Raw genomic sequence first — 23,539 nt, forward strand, 5'->3', positions numbered from 1 at the left:
CGAAACAGACCTGAGGAAACCAACGCTGTTTAGTGTGCCGTGGCAACCTGACGGCGCCAACCTAAAACTTCGGGGGAATATTCTATACACAACGACAGGGGATGTCGTTAGTCTGCGGAGATTTATCCAATAAATAATTCATGTTGTCGCCGCAATGACGACAACATGAACGATTATCAGAAATTAATGGATCCCACCAATACGGCTTAAGCGTACGCCGGTCGGCCATTCACCTTCCTGTTTGTCGAAACTCATCCAGATCGCGGTCGCTTTACCAACCAGATTCGCTTCCGGTACAAATCCCCAGTAACGGCTGTCCGCGCTGTTATCACGGTTATCACCCATCATGAAGTATTGTCCTGGCGGTACGATCCAGGTCGCCAGTTGCTGCCCCGGCTGACGGTAATACATCCCCGCCTGATCCTGCGCGATCGGTACGGTCAGAATACGGTGGGTTACGTCGCCCAGCGTCTCTTTACGCTCCGCCAGACGAATGCCGTTATCTTTCGTTTCGTTTAACGGCACTTCGAAGAACCCACTGCTGGCTTCTCCCCCATTACGGCGGGCAAAGGTCTGCACGAAATCGCTGGGTTGAACGTCAGAGTAAGTCACCGGCAGCGCGTTTTCACATGCCTGACCGGAACGGCATCCTGGCTGGACAGTAACCTCTTTGGCTACCGGATCGTACGTCACTTTGTCACCCGGCAGGCCGACAGCGCGTTTAATGTAGTCCAGGCGCGGATCTTCCGGGTATTTAAAGACCACGATATCACCGCGTTTCGGATGACCCGTTTCAATCAACGTTTTCTGGTAAATCGGATCTTTAATTCCATAGGCGAATTTCTCCACCAGAATAAAGTCACCGATTAACAGCGTCGGCATCATCGAACCCGACGGGATCTGGAAAGGTTCATAAATAAATGAACGCACCACCAGCACAATCGCCAGTACCGGAAAAACCGAAGCCCCTGTTTCCAGCCAGCCCGGCTTAGGCGCCACTTTTTTCAACGTGGCTTTATCCAGTGAATCACCCGCAGCGGCCTGTGCCGCTGCCTGACGTTCCCGACGTTTTGGCGCGAAGATAAATTTATCAACGCACCATAAAATGCCCGTCACCAGTGTGGCAATCACCAGAATCAGGGCAAACATATTCGCCATGCCAACTCCTTAGGATTATTTGCTGTCTTTACCGACATGCAGAATGGCGAGGAACGCTTCCTGAGGCAGTTCGACGTTACCGATCTGCTTCATTCGCTTCTTACCTTCTTTCTGTTTCTGTAGCAGCTTTTTCTTACGGCTGATATCACCGCCGTAACACTTGGCCAGAACGTTTTTACGCAACTGCTTCACGGTAGAACGCGCAATAATATGCGTGCCAATCGCCGCCTGAATCGCAATGTCGAACTGCTGACGAGGGATCAGCTCTTTCATCTTCTCCACCAGCTCACGGCCACGGCTCTGCGAATTACCACGGTGAGTGATCAGCGCCAGCGCATCGACACGTTCGTTGTTGATCAGCACGTCGACGCGCACCATATCGGACGCCTGGAAGCGCTTGAAGTTATAATCCAGCGACGCATAACCACGAGACGTTGATTTCAGGCGGTCGAAGAAATCGAGCACCACTTCCGCCATCGGGATTTCATAAGTCAGCGCCACCTGGTTACCGTGGTACACCATGTTGGTCTGGACGCCGCGCTTCTCGACACACAGCGTAATGACGTTGCCCAGGTATGCCTGAGGCAGCAGCATATGACACTCAGCAATCGGCTCGCGCAGTTCATAGATGTTATTCAGCGGCGGCAGCTTGGACGGGCTATCGACATAGATAATCTCTTTCGCCGTAGTTTCCACTTCGTACACAACGGTCGGCGCGGTGGTGATCAGATCCAGATCGTATTCACGTTCCAGACGCTCCTGAATGATCTCCATGTGCAGCAGACCCAGGAAGCCACAGCGGAAGCCGAAGCCCAGCGCGGTTGAACTTTCCGGCTCGTAGAACAGAGAGGCGTCGTTCAGGCTCAGCTTGCCGAGCGCATCCCTGAAGTTCTCATAGTCATCAGAACTCACCGGGAACAGACCGGCGTATACCTGCGGCTTCACTTTTTTGAAGCCCGGCAGCGCTTTCTCTGCCGGGTTACGCGCCAGCGTTAATGTATCGCCAACCGGGGCGCCATGAATGTCTTTAATTGCGCAAACCAGCCAGCCTACCTCGCCGCACTTCAGTTCAGTACGGTCAATCTGCTTCGGCGTGAAGATCCCCAGACGGTCAGCGTTATAAACCTGCCCGGTGCTCATCACTTTGACTTTGTCGCCTTTACGCATGGTGCCGTTTTTAATACGCACCAGCGACACTACGCCGAGGTAGTTATCGAACCAGGAGTCGATAATCAGCGCTTGCAGCGGGCCTTCTGGATCGCCTTCCGGCGGCGGGATATCGCGCACCAGGCGTTCCAGCACATCCTGTACGCCTACGCCGGTTTTTGCCGAGCAGCGAACGGCATCGGTCGCATCAATGCCAACAATGTCTTCGATCTCTTCAGCCACACGCTCAGGATCGGCGGCTGGCAGGTCAATCTTGTTCAGAACCGGCACCACTTCGAGATCCATTTCCATCGCGGTATAGCAGTTCGCCAGCGTTTGCGCTTCGACGCCCTGCCCGGCGTCAACCACCAGCAGTGCGCCTTCACACGCCGCCAGTGAGCGGGAAACTTCATATGAGAAGTCAACGTGGCCTGGGGTGTCGATAAAGTTCAGTTGATAGGTTTCACCATCAGCCGCTTTGTAATCCAGCGTCACGCTTTGCGCTTTGATAGTAATACCGCGCTCACGCTCAAGATCCATTGAGTCGAGAACCTGCGCTTCCATTTCACGGTCAGACAGGCCACCGCAGATCTGGATAATGCGGTCAGACAGCGTCGATTTACCGTGGTCAATATGAGCAATGATCGAAAAGTTACGTATGTTCTTCATATAGAGTAATTATTGTGCCTTACGCCTGCCTGAGCAGGCTCTTAGAAGTCGCTGTTCTGAGCTTAACGTCTGTTTAACTGAAACGCCGCATTCTACACTACAACACTGAGGCGAGGAAATGTTCATACAGCAAGGATAGCGGGAACCGGAAACGGCATCGATTTTCTGATGTAAAACGTCGTAAGGGAAGCATGATGCCCGATGGCGCGAGCTTATCGGGCCTGGAGAGTCTGCTTATCGTTCCCTGGCCGGATCAGGCGAAGCCGCCATCCGGCAAAAATATCACGAGTTCGTTTCAGAAGATGGTGTTTCAACGCGAACCAGACCAGGAGGAAGAGCAACGTTAAGAATGACCGGCTGCCAGGCCTCGCGTTCAGCCAGTTTACGCGAGTAGCCGCGCGCAATCAGAAAACCCCCGACGCCGCCCAGCACCGCGCCGCTCAACGCGGCAATATCAGAACCAAACAGTACCTGGAACAACGCCGCGAAGATAAACAGCCCAACCAGCGGCGACAGGTAAACCAGCATTGCTGACCCCAGCAGGCTGCCTTCGGCAATGCCCAGTTCCACTTTTTGACCAGGCGCCAGCGGTTCGGCACTTGGCACCACAATAGTATGTGTGGTCTGCGGCCCAAGTTTATTCAGCACACGACTGCCGCATCCGGCCCGTGAGGCGCAACTGCTGCACGATGCTTTGACGTCGCAACTCACCAGTGCCTGGCCATTTTGCCAGGAGACAACGGTCGCCCACTCTTTAATCATTGTGCCGCCCCGAACTTAATATTGTCCGCAATGCGTTTCGCGGTTTGCGGCGGAAGTTCGCCGACAATCGTAATTTCAGCGTTTTCACGCACGCTGGTGCTGACCGTTCTACGCCCGGTTCGCAGCATCTGATCGGTGCTGTTCTGCGTCGCACGATTCACGTTCACAGAGAAACTGAACAGGCCGTCAGAATAGAGGCGTGACTCGATAGGCAGATTATCCATTGTAGGCAGCGGGCGTCGGCTGCTGGAGACTTCGCTAAACCCTTGCGGCAACCACGTCGGGCTCCAGTTGAACTTCGCCTTTTCCCCCACAGGAACAGAAAGCAATGGCGGCAAATTCGCTTTTGCCAGCATCTGCATGCTATTACCGACGTCCTGATTCACGGCGAAGGAAATCACGCGGAACTGCTCCAGCGTTTCACCATCCCGGTCAAGGAGATCCACCCGCATCGGCAGCTTTGTTTCGGTATCCAGCCATACGATATAGCTGTAACGGGTGCCGTCGCGCGCGACAACACGAATGACTTCACACAGCCTGTCGGCAATGCGGGTGCGGCCTACGGAAATAAAGTCATACCAGGGAGAAAGACGTTTAAAGTCGGCATAGATAAGGGACGGCAGAGAATCGACAATATAGTCACCGTTCAGGGTGAACGGTTCGAGCCCGGGTTCGAAGTAGCTGATTTCGTTACCACGCTGCACCACTTCCCGGCGCGGGCCATCCATTTGCAACAGTTGTGCAAGAGGACGATTGTCCAGGCGTGCATGTCGATAACGCAGAGACTCAACGCCTTGTTTATTGATGCTGACGAATGACAGCTCGTAATTCAGTGACTGGCTGGCCAGATTCATCTGCTGCAATAACGCCCCGGACGCAGTATTGGCCGAGGCGTTAACAGAGAAGAACAGGCTACCCGCCACAAGTGACATGGCAAACCAAAGTTGCTTCATTACTGCGATTGCGTTCCTAAAGTTTGAATTCCTGGCACCTGTACAGCGGCTTGCTGTGTTTGCGCCTGCTCAAACTGAAGCTGTTCGGAGTGCAGTCGGCGTTGCAGTTCGTAATCCTGCAACATGGCATTAATGCGACGACGCTGCTCCTGCACCTGCTGTTGCTGACCGCCGTTAGCCGTCGCGTCAGAAGGTACTCCCAGGCTCACCGGACTGGCTTTGCCCATCATCGGTAATGTATTGAATACCGGCGTTTCGGGCTGCTGGGACGTTTCAGATTGTCCATTATAGTGCTGGACGCCAACAATAACTGCAAGTGATACGCATGCAGCCACACCCATTTGAGTGAGCTGCGCCGCCCACGGACGCATTTTCTGCCAGAATGGCATTTTCTGCCACTGGTGCGGTGCGGGCTGGGCCTCAGGAATCAGCGGCGCCGTCTGGCGTACCGGCTCATTTTCGATGGCGGCCATTACGCGGGCGGAAATATCGAAATGGAGAACGTCTGCGGTATCACCCCGCATGGAATCGCGGATCAGGTGATAACTCTCCCATGTTTTTTGCATTTCCGGGTCGTGAGCTAGTTCTTTCAGCAGCTCACTGTCCAGCGTTTCGCCATCCATTAAAGCGGAAAGTTTTTCTTTCTGCATGCCTAATACCTTTTCCAGTATCCCGCTATCGTCAACGCCTGATAAGCGGTTGAACTTTATTATCAATAGCTTCCCGCGCACGGAAGATACGTGAACGCACCGTACCCACCGGACAATCCATGATAGCGGCTATCTCTTCATAGCTCAGGCCATCCAGCTCCCGCAAGGTTATTGCCATGCGTAAATCCTCGGGGAGGGACTCAATAGTTCGGAAAACTATCTGTCTCAGCTCTTCTGACAACATTAAGTTCTCAGGGTTCGAAATTTCTTTCAATGCGCCGCCACTTTCGAAGTTTTCTGCGTCAATCGCATCAACATCGCTGGAAGGCGGCCTGCGTCCCTGAGCAACCAGGTAATTCTTCGCCGTATTGACGGCAATACGGTACAACCAGGTATAAAAAGCGCTATCCCCCCGGAAAGAATCCAGCGCGCGATAGGCCTTAATAAATGACTCTTGCACCACATCGGGAACATCGCCCGACGGTACATAGCGGGAAACCAGGCTCGCCACTTTATGCTGGTAGCGCACTACCAGTAAGTTAAAGGCTTTCTGATCTCCCTTCTGGACCCGTTCAACCAGGACCTGGTCCGTTAACTGCTCGCTCATCCGAGGTAAAGTCTCCCCAAACCAAATTTCCACGCGCTCTCGAAACGCCACTCCATAAACTGCACTATGAGCAAGCAACAGCTTAGAGTGTCTCTTTTTCGTAAAGTTCCGTTACGCATCTGTTTTTGTTTGTCATGTTGTAGACAGATCATTATCTCTCATTATAAGTCTACAGAGTCTGAACAACGCACTATCTGTATAGAAATGCCCTTTTAGCCGCTTGAAGAGTAACCCAACAGCCACTTTATTTCATCACATAATCTGGCGCTAACGGCCTGCTTCGCAAAATATTTTCTTTGTTTTACTTCCCCTTGAATTTTTCTTTAATGTTTAGCCATTGCAACACATTCAAAAATAAAACGTGCTGTATCGCGCAGTATGGTGCTATGCTGCCCAAACACTGTTTAGTAAATTAAACAAACGCTATGACTACGACTCCTGAACTTTCCTGTGACGTGCTGATTATTGGCAGCGGTGCTGCCGGACTCTCTCTGGCGCTGCGCCTGGCTGAAAAACATCAGGTGATTGTCCTGAGTAAAGGCCCGGTGAGCGAAGGCTCAACGTTTTATGCTCAGGGTGGCATTGCCGCCGTTTTCGACGAGACGGACAGTATCGATTCGCATGTTGAAGATACGCTGATCGCCGGGGCCGGTATTTGCGATCGCCACGCGGTGGAGTTTGTCGCCAGCAATGCCCGCTCTTGCGTACAGTGGCTTATCGATCAGGGGGTATTATTTGACACCCAGGTGCAACCGAACGGGGAAGAGAGCTACCATCTGACCCGTGAAGGCGGCCATAGCCATCGCCGTATCCTGCATGCGGCTGACGCCACCGGCAAAGAAGTGGAAACTACCCTGGTCAGCAAGGCGCAGAACCATCCGAATATTCGCGTACTGGAGCGGAGTAACGCCGTCGATCTGATCATCTCCGATAAAATCGGCCTGCCAGGAACACGCCGCGTCGTCGGCGCCTGGATCTGGAATCGGAATAAAGAGTCGGTCGAAACATGCCACGCGAAGTCAGTCGTTCTGGCGACAGGCGGGGCATCGAAAGTGTATCAGTACACCACCAACCCGGATATCTCTTCCGGCGACGGTATCGCGATGGCCTGGCGCGCCGGGTGCCGCGTCGCGAATCTTGAATTTAATCAGTTCCATCCTACCGCGCTGTACCATCCTCAGGCACGAAACTTTCTGCTGACGGAAGCGCTGCGTGGCGAAGGGGCACATCTCAAGCGCCCGGACGGCACGCGCTTTATGCCTGATTTTGATGAGCGTGGCGAACTGGCTCCGCGCGATATCGTCGCCCGCGCCATTGACCACGAAATGAAGCGTCTCGGCGCAGACTGCATGTTCCTCGACATCAGCCATAAACCGGAAGCGTTTGTGCGTCAGCACTTCCCAATGATTTATGAAAAATTGCTGGGATTGGGAATCGATCTAACTAAAGAGCCGGTGCCGGTCGTACCTGCCGCCCACTACACCTGCGGCGGCGTGATGGTCGACGATTTTGGACGAACCGATGTGGACGGCCTGTATGCCATTGGCGAAGTAAGCTATACCGGCCTGCACGGCGCGAATCGCATGGCGTCCAATTCTCTGTTGGAGTGCCTGGTGTATGGCTGGTCAGCGGCAGAGGATATCGACAGACGTATGCCGTATGCCCGTAGCGTTAGTACGCTTCCGGCCTGGGATGAAAGTCGCGTTGAAAACCCGGATGAGCTGGTCGTGATCCAGCATAACTGGCATGAGCTACGTCTGTTTATGTGGGACTATGTCGGCATTGTGCGCACCACCAAACGTCTGGAGCGCGCCCTGCGACGCATTACGATGCTGCAACAGGAAATCGACGAATATTACGCTAACTTCCGCGTATCGAATAATCTGCTGGAGCTGCGCAACCTGGTGCAGGTCGCGGAACTGATTGTGCGCTGCGCGATGATGCGTAAAGAGAGCCGTGGCCTGCACTATACGCTGGATTACCCCGCATTGCTGCCGGAATCCGGCCCGTCGGTGCTTTCGCCGCTCAACGCTTACATGAACAAATAAAACGCCTGGGTCAGCGCCGTGTACCCTTCAGAGTAAAGCTGGTCTGGCCCACGAATCACCAGGCGATCGCTAAAGCATTCCCCCGTTCGCGGGGAAAATGCCAACAGTACCCGATGAGGCAATCGCGACTCCGTTTCGGCTACGTCGGTACGTAAACGCAAATGCCAGCCCATGCTTAACGCCTGCTGCGTGAAGATGTTGCCAGTCTGTTCCGGCAGCACCACGCAGAAGAATCCCTCTTCCGTAATACATTCAGCCGCGGTGGTAAGTAACGCTTCGTGATTGAGCGTGGTGGTATAACGCGCCTGCTCTCGCTGCGGTGTTGCGCATTCCACCCCTTGTTCATAATAAGGCGGGTTGCTGATGATAAGATCAAAGCGCGCGGTCTGGCGCGGCACCCACTGCCGGACATCTTCCGTATGCACCGTTATCCGCTGCGGCCACGGTGAGTGGGCGATATTCTCCTGCGCCTGCGTCGCCGCTTCGCTGTCCAGTTCAACGGCATCAATGGTGACGCTTTCGTCGGTACGCTGCGCCAACATCAGCGCCAGCAGACCGCTGCCGGTACCAATATCGAGGATCCGCGTTACGCCTGCGACTGGTGCCCATGCTCCCAATAAAATACCATCAGTACCGACTTTCATCGCGCAGCGATCGTGCGCCACAAAAAACTGCTTAAAGGTAAATCCATTACGACGAAGTGTGGATGTAGACTGGGACATGAAAGAACAACCTTCCTGGAAAAACGGCAATAGCGTAGGGTGAAAACAATACCTGAGAAGCGATATCCATACAAACAGATGAAGATTGCAGCCGTAACGTCTATAATCAGCGCCCCACACAGAGGTAGAACATGACTGTAACGACTTTTTCCGAACTTGAACTCGATGAAAGCCTGCTGGATGCCCTCCAGGATAAAGGCTTTACTCGCCCGACCGCCATTCAGGCTGCCGCCATTCCGCCTGCGCTCGATGGGCGTGATGTACTCGGTTCTGCGCCGACCGGCACCGGTAAAACGGCGGCATACCTGCTGCCAGCGTTGCAGCACCTGCTCGACTTCCCGCGTAAAAAATCCGGTCCACCGCGTATTCTGATCCTTACGCCGACCCGCGAACTGGCGATGCAGGTTGCCGATCACGCCCGTGAACTGGCGAAACACACCCATCTGGATATTGCGACAATCACCGGCGGCGTGGCTTATATGAACCATGCCGAGGTGTTCAGCGAGAACCAGGATATTGTGGTCGCCACCACGGGTCGCCTGTTGCAATATATTAAAGAAGAAAACTTTGACTGCCGCGCGGTTGAAACGCTGATTCTTGATGAAGCCGACCGTATGCTGGACATGGGCTTCGCCCAGGATATCGAGCATATCGCAGGTGAAACCCGCTGGCGCAAACAGACCATGCTGTTCTCCGCTACGCTGGAAGGCGGCGCGATTAACGATTTTGCTGAACGTCTGCTGGAAGATCCGGTCGAGGTCTCAGCGACCCCGTCTACCCGCGAACGCAAAAAGATTCATCAATGGTACTACCGTGCCGATGACATCCAGCACAAAACCGCTTTGCTGGTACACCTGTTAAAACAACCTGAAGCCACCCGCTCTATCGTCTTCGTGCGTAAACGTGAGCGTGTACATGAGCTGGCAGGCTGGCTGCGCGAAGCAGGCATCAATAACTGCTATCTCGAAGGCGAGATGGTACAGGGTAAGCGTAACGAAGCGATCAAACGTCTGACCGATGGCCGCGTGAACGTGCTGATCGCAACCGACGTCGCCGCTCGCGGGATTGATATCCCTGATGTAAGCCATGTTTTTAACTTCGATATGCCACGCAGCAGCGATACCTATCTGCACCGTATCGGCCGTACCGGACGTGCAGGGCGTAAAGGAACAGCGATTTCCCTGGTAGAAGCGCATGACCATCTGCTGCTGGGAAAAGTGGGTCGCTATATTGAAGAGACGCTGAAAGCGCGCGTCATTGATGAATTGCGTCCAACCACTCGTGCGCCGAGCGAAAAACTGACCGGCAAGCCGTCCAAGAAAGTGCTGGCTAAACGTGCTGAGAAGAAAAAACAAGAAAAAGAGAAGCCGCGCGTGAAGAAACGTCACCGTGATACCAAAAACATTGGTAAACGCCGCAAGCCTGCTGGTACGGGTACGGACGCGCAGGAGCAGTCCAACGAAGAGTAAAAAAAACGCCGGGGCTAACCCGGCGTTTTTATGTTATCAGTCAGCCTTACAGGCTTTCAGTAAAGGTACGAGCGATAACGTCGCGCTGTTGTTCCGGCGTCAGGGAGTTAAAACGCACGGCATAGCCAGAAACACGGATGGTCAGCTGCGGATATTTTTCCGGGTGCTTAACGGCATCTTCCAGCGTTTCGCGACGCAGAACGTTAACGTTCAGGTGCTGACCGCCTTCAACGCGAACTTCCGGTTTTACTTCCATCGGAATTTCACGGTATTCGATTTCACCCAGTTTGTTCACTGCAACCACTTCATCTTCGGCAAAACCGGCTTTCGCTGCGATGCAACGTGCTTCGCCTTTTTCGCTGTCCAGCAACCAGAAAGAATTCAGCAGGTCGTCGTTAGCGGCTTTAGTAATCTGGATACCTGTAATCATGTGATGCCTCCCCGGCAAAAGTGTTTGATTATGATCGGCCTGTTCGCGGCCAATTGGTAAAACCATTGTTGCTTGAGTGTATATATACCCCTCACACCCCCTTGATTCTTTGATTTAAATCAACAAAAACCACACCACAAAGAGGGTGTTACATGGAATTTATTGTTTTACATCAACTTACGCCATATCCACACATAAACTTTTTACATAAATTTTCAACTATCTTTAAGGGGTAGCCGGGTTTGTGACGCACGCGATTTTGCACCATAGAAAGAAGCAGTTAAGCTATGCAGATTGAAAAATTCGCAGGAGAGCGAGATGGCCACCGATTTAACCTGGCACGATGTGCTGGCAGATGAGAAGCAGCAGCCCTATTTTGTTAACACACTCCATACCGTTGCGGGCGAACGTCAGTCAGGAATGACAGTCTATCCTCCACAGAAGGATGTATTTAACGCGTTTCGCTTCACTGAACTCGGTGATGTCAAAGTGGTGATTCTGGGGCAAGACCCTTATCACGGCCCTGGGCAGGCGCATGGTCTGGCGTTTTCTGTTCGTCCGGGTATTGCCACACCGCCTTCTCTGCTGAACATGTATAAAGAACTGGAAACGTCCATACCGGGCTTTACCCGCCCGGCTCATGGGTATCTGGAGAGCTGGGCGCGTCAGGGGGTATTGTTATTAAATACCGTGCTGACCGTCCGCGCAGGCCAGGCGCATTCTCACGCCAGTCTGGGATGGGAAACCTTTACAGACAAAGTGATCAGCCTTGTTAACGAACATCGTGAAGGGGTCGTCTTTTTACTCTGGGGTTCGCACGCACAAAAGAAAGGGGCGATTATCGATCGCCAGCGCCATTACGTGTTGAGAGCGCCGCATCCGTCGCCGTTGTCGGCACATCGGGGATTCTTTGGCTGTAACCATTTTGTATTGGCGAATCAGTGGCTGGAGCAGCACGGCGAGAAGCCGATCGACTGGATGCCGGTATTACCGGCAGAGAGCGAATAAGTTTTTGCTTTGCGCCGGGTGGCGGCTTCGCCTTACCCGGCCTACGAATCATTACCGCAGGCCCGGATAAGCGCAGCGCCATCAAGCGGTTACGCCAAGTACCCGGCCTACGAATCATTACCGCAGGCCTGATAAGCGCAGCGCCATCAGGCACTTACACCTGATTATGCTTTATTCTGACGCCACCATTCGCCCAGCAATACGCCGGTTGCGACAGAGACGTTGAGGTTTTCAACATTTCCGGTGCCATCAATTTTCACGCACAGATCGCCAGGTTCACGCGCGGCTTCCGGCAGGGACTCCAGCTCACGCCCTAACACCAGCACCATTTTCGCTGGCAGCGCCGTACTAAACAACGGCTTGCCCTGATCGCTGGACGTGGTGACGATCGTATAACCCGCCTGACGGAAATCATCCAGCACATCCACAATGCTGTCGCCCGTGATCGGCTGAACATGCTCCGCGCCGCCTTCCGCCGTACGGATCGCCGCACCGGATTCAAGAAGCGCCGCGTCCTGTACCACCACGCCTTTTACGCCAAAGTGCGCACAGCTACGCATCATGCCGCCAAGGTTGTGCGGGTTAGCCACATCTTCCAGCGCCAGCACGCAATCCTGCGCGTCCGCCTGGCTTACCCACTGCTTAACGGTCGTACCGTTACGCTTTTTAATCAGGAAACAAACGCCGCCGTGGTGCTCAGTTCCAGAGGCTTTCGCCAGTTCAGCTTCATCCACAACGTGGTACGCTTTGCGGTTAGCCGCCATCCAGCGTAACGCTTCTTTAAAGCGAGGGGTCACGCTCTGAATGAACCATGCGCGGACAATCGCATCCGGGCGACTCTGGAACAGGGCCTGACAGGCGTTTTCGCCGTAGACACGGGTCTCTTCCGCACGCTGACGACGTAAAACTTCAGGGTCGATAAAACTTTTACCGCTGATTCCACCGTGATCGGCTTTCTCAGGCGTGTCATCGCCTGGCGCACGGGAAACGGTACGCCACGGTGAGTCTTCACGCTTACGATCGCGAATCTGACCGCTTCTTTCATCACGAGCATCGCGGGCGGGGCGACGGCCACCGTCAGTACGAGACTTTCCTGGACGGCCTCCCCCTTTCCCGGTACGCGGGTTATGGGTGCGTTTATCAGAGTCATCATCACTGCGGACATACATCACTTTGACCTTGCCGCTTTTGTTCTTTAATTCATCGTTCATGCTTTTCTCCACCAGCGCTGCGCGAAGCGCGAAGATTACCCGATGTGCACCCGGTTAGCCATTATTTCATTTAAAAGCTAATGACTATTGTACTCATTGAATAAAACACATTGTTGTTTAAAACAGTCTCATCGATAATATGTAACATATTGGAAACATATCGGCGTGATTGCCGGAAAAGTCTACCCTACTCATCCAGAGGTTAGTTATGAATACCGTTTGTACCAGCTGCCAGGCAATCAACCGCATTCCCGATGATCGTATTCAGGATGCGGCAAAATGTGGACGCTGTGGTCACGACCTGTTCGATGGAGAGGTGATTAATGCGACCGGTGAAACGCTGGATAAGCTGCTGAAAGACGATCTCCCTGTGGTGGTCGATTTCTGGGCGCCGTGGTGCGGCCCATGCCGTAACTTTGCCCCGATTTTTGAAGATGTCGCGGAAGAGCGCAGCGGTAAGGTGCGTTTTGTGAAAGTTAACACAGAAGCGGAACGTGAACTCAGCGCCCGTTTCGGTATCCGCAGCATCCCGACCATCATGATCTTTAAGAACGGCGAAGTCATCGACATGTTAAATGGCGCGGTTCCTAAAGCGCCATTCGACAGCTGGCTGAACGAATCGCTGTAATCTCCACGGGGCGCATCTTGTGCCCCGTTTTCACCTCTGCGACAATAGCGTTTTTCACTGTATTCTTCCATGACTGATAACGCTGTTCTCCAGTTACGCGCCGAACGCCTCGCACGCGCCACGCGTCCTTTTCTTGCCAGAGGAAACCGCATTCGTCGCTGTCAGCGCTGTCTGCTCCCGTTGAAACTCTGCCTGTGCGATACCCTCTCGCCTTCTCAGGCGACAAGCCGTTTTTGTCTGGTGATGTTTGATACCGAGCCAATGAAACCCAGCAATACGGGGCGTCTGATTGCCGATATTCTGCCGGAAACAACGGCCTTTCAATGGTCGCGTACCGAACCGCCGCAGGCGCTGCTCGATCTGGTTAACAACCCGGATTATCAGCCGATGGTCGTATTCCCCGCCTCCTATGCCGGGGAAGAGCGCGAGGTCATTTTCACGCCACCAGCCGGAAAACCGCCGCTGTTTATCATGCTCGACGGCACCTGGCCGGAAGCGCGCAAAATGTTCCGTAAAAGCCCTTATCTCGATAACCTGCCGGTTATTTCCGTTGATTTATCGCGTCTTTCCGCCTATCACCTGCGAGAAGTTCATGCCGAAGGGCAGTATTGCACTGCCGAAGTGGCAATAGCGCTGCTGGATCTGGCGGGCGACACGGCCGCGGCAACCCATTTAGGCGATCACTTCTCACGTTTTAAAACGCGCTATCTGGCAGGAAAAACGCAACATCAGGGAAGCGTCACAACAGAAACAGCAGAAAGCGTTTAAAATCATTCGGTCACTTCTGCGTAAGGGAGACCGGCATGAGTCAGAGAGGACTGGAAGCACTACTGCGACCAAAATCGATAGCGGTGCTAGGGGCGTCGATGAAGCCCAATCGCGCAGGTTACCTGATGATGCGTAACCTGCTGGCAGGAGGCTTTAATGGCCCGGTATTACCTGTAACGCCCGCATGGAAAGCCGTCTTGGGCGTCCTGGCCTGGCCCGACGTCGCCAGTTTGCCTTTTACACCGGATCTCGCCGTTCTGTGCACCAACGCCAGCCGTAATATCGCGTTGCTGGAGGCGCTGGGGGAAAAAGGCTGTAAAACCTGCATTATTTTGTCGGCGCCCGCAGCGCAGCACGCTGAACTTCTGGCATGTGCCCAACGCTATAAAATGCGACTACTCGGCCCAAACAGCCTGGGTTTACTCGCCCCCTGGCAAGGGCTTAACGCCAGCTTCTCTCCGGTTCCGATCAAGCGTGGAAAACTCGCGTTTATTTCGCAATCCGCCGCCGTCTCCAATACGATTCTCGACTGGGCGCAACAGCGGGAGATGGGCTTTTCTTATTTTATCGCGCTTGGCGACAGTCTGGACATTGATGTTGATGAACTGCTGGATTATCTGGCGCACGACAGCAAAACCAGCGCCATTTTGCTCTATCTCGAACATCTGAGCGACGCGCGACGCTTTGTCTCCGCCGCCCGTAGCGCATCGCGAAATAAACCCATTCTGGTGATTAAAAGCGGTCGCAGCCCGGCGGCGCAACGTTTGTTAAATACCAGTGTCGGCATGGACCCGGCATGGGATGCCGCCATCCAGCGTGCGGGGCTTTTACGCGTACAGGATACTCACGAACTCTTCTCAGCGGTCGAAACGCTGAGCCATATGCGGCCATTACGTGGCGACAGGTTGATGATCATCAGCAATGGCGCTGCGCCCGCCGCGCTGGCGCTGGATGAGCTGTGGTCGCGCAACGGCAAGCTCGCCACCCTGAGCGAAGAGACCCGCCTTAAGCTAAGCGAAGCGCTACCTGCTCACGTCGATATCGCCAACCCGCTGGATTTGCGTGATGATGCCAGCTGTGAACACTACGTCAAAACGCTGAATATCTTACTCGCCAGCCAGGATTTTGATGCGCTGATGGTGATCCACTCACCCAGCGCCGCCGCACCAGGCACCGAGAGCGCACACGCGCTCATTGAAGCGGTAAAACATCATCCCAGAGGGAAATTCGTCACCTTACTCACCAACTGGTGCGGCGAGTTTTCCTCTCAGGAAGCCCGCAAAATGTTCAGTGAAGCGGGATTACCTACCTATCGAACACCGGAAGGCACCATCACTGCCTTTATGCACATGGTGGAATACCGGCGTAACCAGAAGCAATTACGGGAAACCCCGGTGTTGCCGGGCAACCTGACCTCAGACACGGCTCAAGCGCATAACCTGTTACAGCAGGCGATTGCAGAGGGCGCAACATCGCTGGATACCCATGAAGTTCAGCCTATCTTGCAGGCGTATGGGTTACACACGCTTCCCACCTGGATTGCTGGCGACAGCGCGGAAGCTGTGCATATCGCCGAGCAAATTGGCTACCCGGTAGCGTTAAAACTGCGTTCGCCGGATATTCCGCATAAATCGGAAGTTCAGGGGGTAATGCTCTATCTGCGCACGGCAACGGAAGTTCAGCAAGCCGCGAATGCCATTTTCGATCGTGTAAAAATGGCCTGGCCTCAGGCGCGCATTCACGGTCTGTTAGTCCAGAGTATGGCGAATCGTGCTGGTGCGCAGGAACTTCGCGTCGTCGTCGAACACGACCCGGTCTTTGGGCCGCTGATTATGCTTGGCGAAGGCGGCGTAGAGTGGCGACCCGAAGAGCAGGCCGTCGTCGCGCTGCCGCCGTTAAACATGAATCTGGCGCGCTATTTGGTTATTCAGGGAATCAAAAGTAAAAAAATTCGTGGCCGGAGCGCGCTACGCCCGCTGGATATCACAGGGTTAAGCCAGCTGCTGGTACAGGTCTCGAACCTGATTGTCGATTGCCCGGAAATTCAGCGTCTGGATATCCATCCCCTGCTGGCTTCTGCTGGCGAGTTTACCGCGCTGGACGTCACGCTGGATATCGCCCCTTATGATGGCGACAACGAGAGCCGACTCGCTATTCGCCCCTATCCGCAGCAGCTTGAAGAGTGGGTTGAGATGAAAAACGGCGAACGTTGCCTGTTTCGCCCTATCCTGCCGGAAGATGAGCCTTATCTACAGCAGTTCATTTCTCAGGTGACAAAAGAGGATTTGTATTACCGTTATTTTAGCGAGATCAATGAATTTACTCATGAAGATTTAGCCAACATGACGCAGATCGACTACGATCGGGAAATGGCATTTGTTGCCGTGCGCCGTATTGATCAAACTGAAGAGATCCTCGGGGTAACGCGCGCGATCTCCGACCCGGATAACATTGATGCGGAATTTGCCGTGCTGGTTCGCTCAGATCTCAAAGGGTTAGGATTAGGCCGGCGATTAATGGAAAAATTGATTGCTTATACCCGAGATCACGGACTGAGACGTCTGAATGGCATTACGATGCCAAACAATCGCGGCATGGTGGCACTGGCCCGAAAGCTCGGGTTTGATGTTGATATCCAGCTCGAAGAGGGGATTGTTGGGCTGACGCTGAATCTGGCCCAATACGAGGAATCGTGAGTAAGGTACTGGAAATGTTGACCACTTTAACGGGTACTGGTGTTATCATTGCTCGCTTATGTCGTCTGCATAGCACAGAGGACCCTTCAATGAACAGAGAAGAAATGCACTGTGATGTTGTCAAAATTTAAGCGTAATAAACATCAACAACACCTTGCCCAACTACCTAAGATCTCTCAGCCAGTTGATGATGTAGATTTCTTTTATGCTCCCGCTAATTTCAGGGAGACTCTGCTGGAGAAGATAGCCAGCGCGACGCAGCGTATTTGCATTATTGCCCTGTATCTTGAACAGGATGACGGCGGCAAGGGCATACTCGACGCGCTCTATGAGGCTAAACGGCAGCGTCCTGAGCTGGATGTTCGGGTACTTGTCGACTGGCATCGCGCTCAGCGTGGACGTATTGGCGCAGCCGCGTCCAATACTAACGCTGACTGGTATTGCCGAATGGCGCAAGAAAACCCAGGCATCGATATTCCTGTCTACGGCGTGCCGATTAACACGCGTGAAGCGCTTGGCGTACTGCATTTTAAAGGCTTTATCATTGATGATAGCGTCCTTTACAGCGGCGCCAGCCTGAACGACGTCTATCTGCATCAGCATGATAAATATCGTTATGATCGTTACCAGTTGATTCGTAATGCAAAGATGGCCGACATCATGTATGAGTGGGTCACGCAGAATCTGCTTAACGGTCGCGGCGTAAATCGCCTGGACAGTGCCCAGCGTCCGAAAAGCCCGGAGATTAAAAACGACATTCGTTTGTATCGCCAGGAATTGCGCGATGCGTCATACCATTTCCAGGGCGATGCCGACAACGAGCAACTTTCCGTTACACCACTGGTTGGGCTGGGAAAATCGAGCCTGCTGAACAAGACCATTTTCCATCTTATGCCCTGCGCAGAGCATAAGCTCACAATTTGCACACCTTATTTCAACTTGCCTGCGCTGTTGGTTCGTAACATCATCCAACTGCTGCGCGAAGGGAAAAAGGTTGAGATTATCGTGGGTGATAAAACCGCCAACGACTTTTATATCCCTGAGGATGAACCGTTTAAAATCATCGGCGCGCTTCCCTATCTCTACGAGATTAACCTGCGTCGCTTCCTCAGCCGCTTACAGTATTACGTCAACACCGATCAGCTCGTAGTGCGTTTGTGGAAAGATGACGACAATACTTATCACCTGAAAGGAATGTGGGTTGATGATAAGTGGATGCTGCTCACCGGGAACAACCTTAACCCGCGAGCATGGCGTCTGGATCTGGAAAACGCAATTCTGATTCACGATCCAAAACAGGAACTTGCTCCCCAGAGAGAGAAAGAGCTGGAGCTTATCCGCACTCACACCACGGTTGTTAAGCATTACCGCGATCTACAAAGCATCGCTGACTATCCGGTCAAAGTCCGTAAGCTCATCCGCAGACTCCGTCGTATTCGAATCGACAGATTAATCAGCCGTATTCTGTAAATCAAAAAGCCCCGTCCCTGCGACGGGGTTTTTCCTGTGAGGGTCACGGTGCGTTTCCTTATACTTTTTAGCATGTTGTTGCTCTCAGGCTGTAGCCATATGTCCAATGACAGCTGGAGCGGGCAGGATAAAGCGCAACACTTCATTGCATCAGCCATGCTTTCCGCCGCCGGGAATGAGTATGCCCGGCATCAGGGAATGAGCCGCGATCGCAGTGCAACCGTTGGGCTGCTGTTCTCCATTAGTCTCGGTGCGTCAAAAGAGATGTGGGACAGCCGCCCCGGAGGGAGCGGCTGGAGCTGGAAAGACTTCGCCTGGGATGTTGCAGGCGCAACCACAGGTTACGCCGTCTGGCAAATGGCGCGGAACTAGAGACGTAACCCTTTTCCCTTGCGGTGCAGCATCAGCGACACCAGAAATGCCACGATAGCCATAATGGTCACATACCAGAAGAATGATGTCTCCATACCAACGGACTTCAGAGACAGCGCAACATATTCCGCAGAGCCGCCGAACAGCGCATTCGCCACCGCATAGGAAAGCCCTACCCCCAATGCCCGCACCTGGGCAGGAAACATTTCCGCCTTCAGGATCCCACTGATTGAGGTGTAGAAACTCACGATCAACAGGGCGCACATCACCAACCCAAAGGCTGCGTAAGGTGAAGTGACATTCTGTAATGCTGACAGAATAGGTACGGTAAATAGCGCAGCCAGAGCGCCAAAGCAGAGCATTGATGTCCGTCGGCCGATTTTATCTGAAAGAGCGCCAAACAGGGGTTGAATTAGCATGTAGACAAACAGCGCCGCCGTCATGATTCCGCTGGCAACATTGGCATGCATACCGGCGGTATTCACCAGATACTTCTGCATATAGGTTGTGAAGGTATAGAAACACAGCGAACCCGCAGCGGTAAATCCCAGTACCATGATAAACGCTTTACGGTTACGCCATAGTCCTTTGAGCGATCCAGCCTCTTTCAGCGCGCGGGTTTCTTGTTTTGAGGTTTCATCCAACTGTCGACGCAACCAAAGCGCGACAACGGCCAGTACGGCGCCCAATGCAAAAGGAATACGCCATCCCCATTCTCTGAGGGAAGATTCCTCCAGCGTTTGCTGCAAGATAACCACAACCAGCAGTGCCAGTAACTGACCACCGATCAGAGTGACATACTGGAACGATGCGTAAAAACCTTTGCGGCCTTCAACAGCTACCTCACTCATATAGGTCGCACTGGTTCCGTATTCTCCTCCAACAGACAGCCCCTGAAACAGACGAGCCAACAGCAGAAGAGCCGGAGCCCAGGTGCCGATCGTGGCATACCCCGGCAGGCAGGCAATGACTAACGAGCCCATACACATCATGCAAACAGAGAGAAGCATTGATTTCTTACGACCATGCTTATCGGCAATCCGACCAAAAAGCCAGCCGCCAATGGGACGCATCAGGAAGCCTGCGGCGAAAACTCCGGCGGTCTGTAAAAGCTGAGTGGTGGTATTTCCCGAAGGAAAAAAGATGTGCGCAAAGTAGAGAGAGCAGAAGGAATAGACATAGAAATCAAACCACTCGACCAGATTCCCTGATGATGCCCCCACAATTGCCCATACGCGACGACGGGTGTCACTGCTTGCCAGCGACCCGTTTACAGTTACACTGCTTTCAGTCATTAGAAATATACTCCCGCCAAAGATCCACCCGAGCTCGTCGGTGCTTTTCACTGTCTTTTTTAGTGAATGAAATGTTATATAATTGTTATTATTTATTTTGTGACAGAGATCGATATTTTAGTTAGCAGGAAAACGATTTAGGAGTATACGGAGGGAATAGTCATCCGGCAGAACAGCGCATATATGCCGGGCGCATGAACGCAAAAAGGCCATCCCTCAGGATGGCCTCTTCACTTAATTAATGCCTGGCAGTTCCCTACTCTCGCATGGGGAGACCCCACACTACCATCGGCGCTACGGCGTTTCACTTCTGAGTTCGGCATGGGGTCAGGTGGGACCACCGCGCTACGGCCGCCAGGCAAATTCTGTTCGTCTAATGCCTCCGGCATTAAACACTAATCTGTAATCAGGCTGAAAATCGTCTCTCAAATCGCCAAAACATCTTCGGCGTTGTAAGGTTAAGCCTCACGGTTCATTAGTACCGGTTAGCTCAACGCATCGCTGCGCTTACACACCCGGCCTATCAACGTCGTCGTCTTCAACGTTCCTTCAGGACTCTCAAGGAGTCAGGGAGAACTCATCTCGGGGCAAGTTTCGTGCTTAGATGCTTTCAGCACTTATCTCTTCCGCATTTAGCTACCGGGCAGTGCCATTGGCATGACAACCCGAACACCAGTGATGCGTCCACTCCGGTCCTCTCGTACTAGGAGCAGCCCCCCTCAGTTCTCCAGCGCCCACGGCAGATAGGGACCGAACTGTCTCACGACGTTCTAAACCCAGCTCGCGTACCACTTTAAATGGCGAACAGCCATACCCTTGGGACCTACTTCAGCCCCAGGATGTGATGAGCCGACATCGAGGTGCCAAACACCGCCGTCGATATGAACTCTTGGGCGGTATCAGCCTGTTATCCCCGGAGTACCTTTTATCCGTTGAGCGATGGCCCTTCCATTCAGAACCACCGGATCACTATGACCTGCTTTCGCACCTGCTCGCGCCGTCACGCTCGCAGTCAAGCCAGCTTATGCCATTGCACTAACCTCCTGATGTCCGACCAGGATTAGCTGACCTTCGTGCTCCTCCGTTACTCTTTAGGAGGAGACCGCCCCAGTCAAACTACCCACCAGACACTGTCCGCAACCCGGATTACGGGCCCACGTTAGAACACCAGCCATTAAAGGGTGGTATTTCAAGGGCGGCTCCATGCAGACTGGCGTCCACACTTCAAAGCCTCCCACCTATCCTACACATCAAGGACCAGTGTTCAGTGTCAAGCTATAGTAAAGGTTCACGGGGTCTTTCCGTCTTGCCGCGGGTACACTGCATCTTCACAGCGAGTTCAATTTCACTGAGTCTCGGGTGGAGACAGCCTGGCCATCATTACGCCATTCGTGCAGGTCGGAACTTACCCGACAAGGAATTTCGCTACCTTAGGACCGTTATAGTTACGGCCGCCGTTTACCGGGGCTTCGATCAAGAGCTTCTCCCGAGGGATAACCCCATCAATTAACCTTCCGGCACCGGGCAGGCGTCACACCGTATACGTCCACTTTCGTGTTTGCACAGTGCTGTGTTTTTAATAAACAGTTGCAGCCAGCTGGTATCTTCGACTGATTTCAGCTCCATGGGTAAACCACTTCACCTACATATCAGCGTGCCTTCTCCCGAAGTTACGGCACCATTTTGCCTAGTTCCTTCACCCGAGTTCTCTCAAGCGCCTTGGTATTCTCTACCTGACCACCTGTGTCGGTTTGGGGTACGATTTGATGTTACCTGATGCTTAGAGGCTTTTCCTGGAAGCAGGGCATTTGTCACTTCAGCACCGTAGTGCCTCGTCATCACGCCTCAGTGTTAAAGTGCACCGGATTTGCCTGGAGCACACACCTACACGCTTAAACCGGGACAACCGTCGCCCGGCCGACATAGCCTTCTCCGTCCCCCCTTCGCAGTAACACCAAGTACAGGAATATTAACCTGTTTCCCATCGACTACGCCTTTCGGCCTCGCCTTAGGGGTCGACTCACCCTGCCCCGATTAACGTTGGACAGGAACCCTTGGTCTTCCGGCGAGCGGGCTTTTCACCCGCTTTATCGTTACTTATGTCAGCATTCGCACTTCTGATACCTCCAGCATGCCTCACAGCACACCTTCAACGGCTTACAGAACGCTCCCCTACCCAACAACGCATAAGCGTCGCTGCCGCAGCTTCGGTGCATGGTTTAGCCCCGTTACATCTTCCGCGCAGGCCGACTCGACCAGTGAGCTATTACGCTTTCTTTAAATGATGGCTGCTTCTAAGCCAACATCCTGGCTGTCTGGGCCTTCCCACATCGTTTCCCACTTAACCATGACTTTGGGACCTTAGCTGGCGGTCTGGGTTGTTTCCCTCTTCACGACGGACGTTAGCACCCGCCGTGTGTCTCCCGTGATAACATTCTCCGGTATTCGCAGTTTGCATCGGGTTGGTAAGCCGGGATGGCCCCCTAGCCGAAACAGTGCTCTACCCCCGGAGATGAATTCACGAGGCGCTACCTAAATAGCTTTCGGGGAGAACCAGCTATCTCCCGGTTTGATTGGCCTTTCACCCCCAGCCACAGGTCATCCGCTAATTTTTCAACATTAGTCGGTTCGGTCCTCCAGTTAGTGTTACCCAACCTTCAACCTGCCCATGGCTAGATCACCGGGTTTCGGGTCTATACCCTGCAACTTAACGCCCAGTTAAGACTCGGTTTCCCTTCGGCTCCCCTATACGGTTAACCTTGCTACAGAATATAAGTCGCTGACCCATTATACAAAAGGTACGCAGTCACCCCATAAAAGAGGCTCCCACTGCTTGTACGTACACGGTTTCAGGTTCTTTTTCACTCCCCTCGCCGGGGTTCTTTTCGCCTTTCCCTCACGGTACTGGTTCACTATCGGTCAGTCAGGAGTATTTAGCCTTGGAGGATGGTCCCCCCATATTCAGACAGGATACCACGTGTCCCGCCCTACTCATCGAGCTCACAGCCTGTGCGTTTTCGTGTACGGGACTTTCACCCTGTACCGTGCGACTTTCCAGACGCTTCCACTAACACACAAGCTGATTCAGGCTCTGGGCTCCTCCCCGTTCGCTCGCCGCTACTGGGGGAATCTCGGTTGATTTCTTTTCCTCGGGGTACTTAGATGTTTCAGTTCCCCCGGTTCGCCTCGTTAGCCTATGTATTCAGCTAACGATGATGCACCGTAGTGCACCGGGTTTCCCCATTCGGACATCGCCGGGTCAAGGGTTCATATCACCTCGCCGGCGCTTTTCGCAGATTAGCACGTCCTTCATCGCCTCTGACTGCCAGGGCATCCACCGTGTACGCTTGGTCGCTTAACCTCACAACCCGAAGATGTTTCGTGAAACATTTCGCGTTGCGAAAATTTGAGAGACTCATACACACTTTACGTGTGTCGTTTCAATTTTCAGCTTGATCCAGATTTTTAAAGAGCAAA

Annotated in this window: 19 protein-coding genes and 2 rRNA genes; 8 read left to right on the plus strand and 13 right to left on the minus strand. The window is 53.3% G+C overall.

Features of this window, described 5'->3' with window-relative positions; all coding sequences use genetic code 11:
* Positions 1-183: 183 nt before the first annotated feature.
* The 7 genes from lepB to rseD all read right to left on the minus strand — a co-directional run bounded on the left by lepB (position 184) and on the right by rseD (position 6,097).
* Positions 184-1,158 (minus strand): signal peptidase I, encoded by a 975-nt coding sequence (gene lepB, locus OGW17_RS21215; RefSeq protein WP_012131213.1) that lies wholly within the window; start codon positions 1,156-1,158, stop codon positions 184-186.
* A gap of 15 nt (positions 1,159-1,173) precedes the next feature.
* A complete protein-coding gene (gene lepA, locus OGW17_RS21220) occupies positions 1,174-2,973 on the minus strand; it encodes a translation elongation factor 4 (protein ID WP_047461945.1) in 1,800 nt (599 codons plus the stop codon).
* A 282-nt stretch (positions 2,974-3,255) separates the two neighbouring features.
* A complete protein-coding gene (gene rseC / locus OGW17_RS21225) occupies positions 3,256-3,735 on the minus strand; it encodes a SoxR-reducing system protein RseC (protein WP_047461942.1) in 480 nt (159 codons plus the stop codon).
* On the minus strand, positions 3,732-4,688 hold the full coding sequence (rseB, locus tag OGW17_RS21230) for a sigma-E factor regulatory protein RseB (protein WP_012131210.1): 957 nt from the start codon (positions 4,686-4,688) through the stop codon (positions 3,732-3,734). Before rseB ends, rseC begins: the two co-directional genes overlap by 4 nt.
* A complete protein-coding gene (rseA, locus tag OGW17_RS21235) occupies positions 4,688-5,338 on the minus strand; it encodes an anti-sigma-E factor RseA (RefSeq protein WP_047461936.1) in 651 nt (216 codons plus the stop codon). Before rseA ends, rseB begins: the two co-directional genes overlap by 1 nt.
* Before the next feature lie 31 nt (positions 5,339-5,369).
* Positions 5,370-5,945, minus strand: a complete 576-nt coding sequence (gene rpoE, locus OGW17_RS21240; protein WP_006176728.1) for an RNA polymerase sigma factor RpoE — start codon at positions 5,943-5,945, stop codon at positions 5,370-5,372.
* On the minus strand, positions 5,942-6,097 hold the full coding sequence (gene rseD / locus OGW17_RS21245) for a rpoE leader peptide RseD (protein WP_123907454.1): 156 nt from the start codon (positions 6,095-6,097) through the stop codon (positions 5,942-5,944). Before rseD ends, rpoE begins: the two co-directional genes overlap by 4 nt.
* Before the next feature lie 273 nt (positions 6,098-6,370).
* Here rseD and nadB point away from each other — a divergent pair, with 273 nt between their 5' ends.
* Positions 6,371-7,993: an L-aspartate oxidase gene (nadB, locus tag OGW17_RS21250; protein ID WP_049009471.1), complete on the plus strand. Its 1,623-nt coding sequence runs from the start codon at positions 6,371-6,373 to the stop codon at positions 7,991-7,993.
* On the opposite strand, the gene trmN is transcribed toward nadB, so the two are convergent.
* A complete protein-coding gene (trmN, locus tag OGW17_RS21255; protein WP_071258085.1) occupies positions 7,978-8,715 on the minus strand; it encodes a tRNA(1)(Val) (adenine(37)-N(6))-methyltransferase TrmN in 738 nt (245 codons plus the stop codon). The two genes, nadB and trmN, sit on opposite strands and share 16 nt — an antisense overlap.
* Before the next feature lie 131 nt (positions 8,716-8,846).
* Between trmN and srmB the strand changes: the two genes are divergently transcribed.
* Positions 8,847-10,184, plus strand: coding sequence for an ATP-dependent RNA helicase SrmB (srmB, locus tag OGW17_RS21260; RefSeq protein WP_071258086.1), 1,338 nt, complete (start codon positions 8,847-8,849; stop codon positions 10,182-10,184).
* Between the two features lie 46 nt (positions 10,185-10,230).
* Here srmB and grcA read toward each other — a convergent pair whose 3' ends face one another.
* Positions 10,231-10,614: an autonomous glycyl radical cofactor GrcA gene (gene grcA, locus OGW17_RS21265; RefSeq protein ID WP_012131205.1), complete on the minus strand. Its 384-nt coding sequence runs from the start codon at positions 10,612-10,614 to the stop codon at positions 10,231-10,233.
* A gap of 318 nt (positions 10,615-10,932) precedes the next feature.
* Here grcA and ung point away from each other — a divergent pair, with 318 nt between their 5' ends.
* Complete coding sequence (ung, locus tag OGW17_RS21270; RefSeq protein WP_047461918.1) at positions 10,933-11,622, plus strand: uracil-DNA glycosylase; 690 nt, start codon at positions 10,933-10,935, stop codon at positions 11,620-11,622.
* A gap of 164 nt (positions 11,623-11,786) precedes the next feature.
* On the opposite strand, the gene OGW17_RS21275 is transcribed toward ung, so the two are convergent.
* Positions 11,787-12,833, minus strand: a complete 1,047-nt coding sequence (locus tag OGW17_RS21275; RefSeq protein ID WP_012131203.1) for a tRNA/rRNA methyltransferase — start codon at positions 12,831-12,833, stop codon at positions 11,787-11,789.
* A gap of 208 nt (positions 12,834-13,041) precedes the next feature.
* Here OGW17_RS21275 and trxC point away from each other — a divergent pair, with 208 nt between their 5' ends.
* The 5 genes from trxC (at position 13,042) to OGW17_RS21305 (ending at position 18,767) form a co-directional block, all read left to right on the plus strand.
* Positions 13,042-13,461 carry a thioredoxin TrxC gene (gene trxC, locus OGW17_RS21280; RefSeq protein ID WP_047461913.1) on the plus strand — a complete coding sequence of 140 codons (420 nt, stop codon included), beginning with the start codon at positions 13,042-13,044 and terminating at the stop codon, positions 13,459-13,461.
* 69 nt (positions 13,462-13,530) lie between these two features.
* On the plus strand, positions 13,531-14,229 hold the full coding sequence (gene tapT / locus OGW17_RS21285; RefSeq protein WP_049008797.1) for a tRNA-uridine aminocarboxypropyltransferase: 699 nt from the start codon (positions 13,531-13,533) through the stop codon (positions 14,227-14,229).
* A gap of 35 nt (positions 14,230-14,264) precedes the next feature.
* Positions 14,265-16,925: a bifunctional acetate--CoA ligase family protein/GNAT family N-acetyltransferase gene (locus OGW17_RS21290; protein WP_071258087.1), complete on the plus strand. Its 2,661-nt coding sequence runs from the start codon at positions 14,265-14,267 to the stop codon at positions 16,923-16,925.
* Between the two features lie 114 nt (positions 16,926-17,039).
* Positions 17,040-18,395 carry a CDP-diacylglycerol--serine O-phosphatidyltransferase gene (pssA, locus tag OGW17_RS21300; RefSeq protein ID WP_012131199.1) on the plus strand — a complete coding sequence of 452 codons (1,356 nt, stop codon included), beginning with the start codon at positions 17,040-17,042 and terminating at the stop codon, positions 18,393-18,395.
* Between the two features lie 48 nt (positions 18,396-18,443).
* Positions 18,444-18,767, plus strand: coding sequence for a YfiM family lipoprotein (locus OGW17_RS21305; protein WP_071258092.1), 324 nt, complete (start codon positions 18,444-18,446; stop codon positions 18,765-18,767).
* On the opposite strand, the gene OGW17_RS21310 is transcribed toward OGW17_RS21305, so the two are convergent.
* The 3 genes from OGW17_RS21310 to OGW17_RS21320 all read right to left on the minus strand — a co-directional run bounded on the left by OGW17_RS21310 (position 18,764) and on the right by OGW17_RS21320 (position 23,423).
* Positions 18,764-20,062 (minus strand): MFS transporter, encoded by a 1,299-nt coding sequence (locus OGW17_RS21310; RefSeq protein WP_047461905.1) that lies wholly within the window; start codon positions 20,060-20,062, stop codon positions 18,764-18,766. The two genes, OGW17_RS21305 and OGW17_RS21310, sit on opposite strands and share 4 nt — an antisense overlap.
* A 243-nt stretch (positions 20,063-20,305) precedes the next feature.
* Positions 20,306-20,421, minus strand: a 5S ribosomal RNA gene (gene rrf, locus OGW17_RS21315).
* Between the two features lie 95 nt (positions 20,422-20,516).
* Positions 20,517-23,423, minus strand: a 23S ribosomal RNA gene (locus tag OGW17_RS21320).
* Positions 23,424-23,539 lie beyond the last annotated feature (116 nt).

The organism is Citrobacter sp. CK181 (assembly GCF_030333595.1).
GTDB lineage: Bacteria > Pseudomonadota > Gammaproteobacteria > Enterobacterales > Enterobacteriaceae > Citrobacter_B > Citrobacter_B koseri.

Coding starts and splice junctions, on each gene's coding strand:
- lepA (WP_047461945.1), bottom strand. CDS start 2,973: ATGAAGAACATACGTAACTTTTCGATCATTGCTCATATTGACCACGGT.
- trxC (WP_047461913.1), top strand. CDS start 13,042: ATGAATACCGTTTGTACCAGCTGCCAGGCAATCAACCGCATTCCCGAT.
- ung (WP_047461918.1), top strand. CDS start 10,933: ATGGCCACCGATTTAACCTGGCACGATGTGCTGGCAGATGAGAAGCAG.
- rseD (WP_123907454.1), bottom strand. CDS start 6,097: ATGATCTGTCTACAACATGACAAACAAAAACAGATGCGTAACGGAACT.
- trmN (WP_071258085.1), bottom strand. CDS start 8,715: ATGTCCCAGTCTACATCCACACTTCGTCGTAATGGATTTACCTTTAAG.
- tapT (WP_049008797.1), top strand. CDS start 13,531: ATGACTGATAACGCTGTTCTCCAGTTACGCGCCGAACGCCTCGCACGC.
- srmB (WP_071258086.1), top strand. CDS start 8,847: ATGACTGTAACGACTTTTTCCGAACTTGAACTCGATGAAAGCCTGCTG.
- rpoE (WP_006176728.1), bottom strand. CDS start 5,945: ATGAGCGAGCAGTTAACGGACCAGGTCCTGGTTGAACGGGTCCAGAAG.
- nadB (WP_049009471.1), top strand. CDS start 6,371: ATGACTACGACTCCTGAACTTTCCTGTGACGTGCTGATTATTGGCAGC.
- grcA (WP_012131205.1), bottom strand. CDS start 10,614: ATGATTACAGGTATCCAGATTACTAAAGCCGCTAACGACGACCTGCTG.
- rseB (WP_012131210.1), bottom strand. CDS start 4,688: ATGAAGCAACTTTGGTTTGCCATGTCACTTGTGGCGGGTAGCCTGTTC.
- OGW17_RS21275 (WP_012131203.1), bottom strand. CDS start 12,833: ATGAACGATGAATTAAAGAACAAAAGCGGCAAGGTCAAAGTGATGTAT.
- OGW17_RS21310 (WP_047461905.1), bottom strand. CDS start 20,062: ATGACTGAAAGCAGTGTAACTGTAAACGGGTCGCTGGCAAGCAGTGAC.
- rseC (WP_047461942.1), bottom strand. CDS start 3,735: ATGATTAAAGAGTGGGCGACCGTTGTCTCCTGGCAAAATGGCCAGGCA.
- pssA (WP_012131199.1), top strand. CDS start 17,040: ATGTTGTCAAAATTTAAGCGTAATAAACATCAACAACACCTTGCCCAA.
- rseA (WP_047461936.1), bottom strand. CDS start 5,338: ATGCAGAAAGAAAAACTTTCCGCTTTAATGGATGGCGAAACGCTGGAC.
- OGW17_RS21290 (WP_071258087.1), top strand. CDS start 14,265: ATGAGTCAGAGAGGACTGGAAGCACTACTGCGACCAAAATCGATAGCG.
- lepB (WP_012131213.1), bottom strand. CDS start 1,158: ATGGCGAATATGTTTGCCCTGATTCTGGTGATTGCCACACTGGTGACG.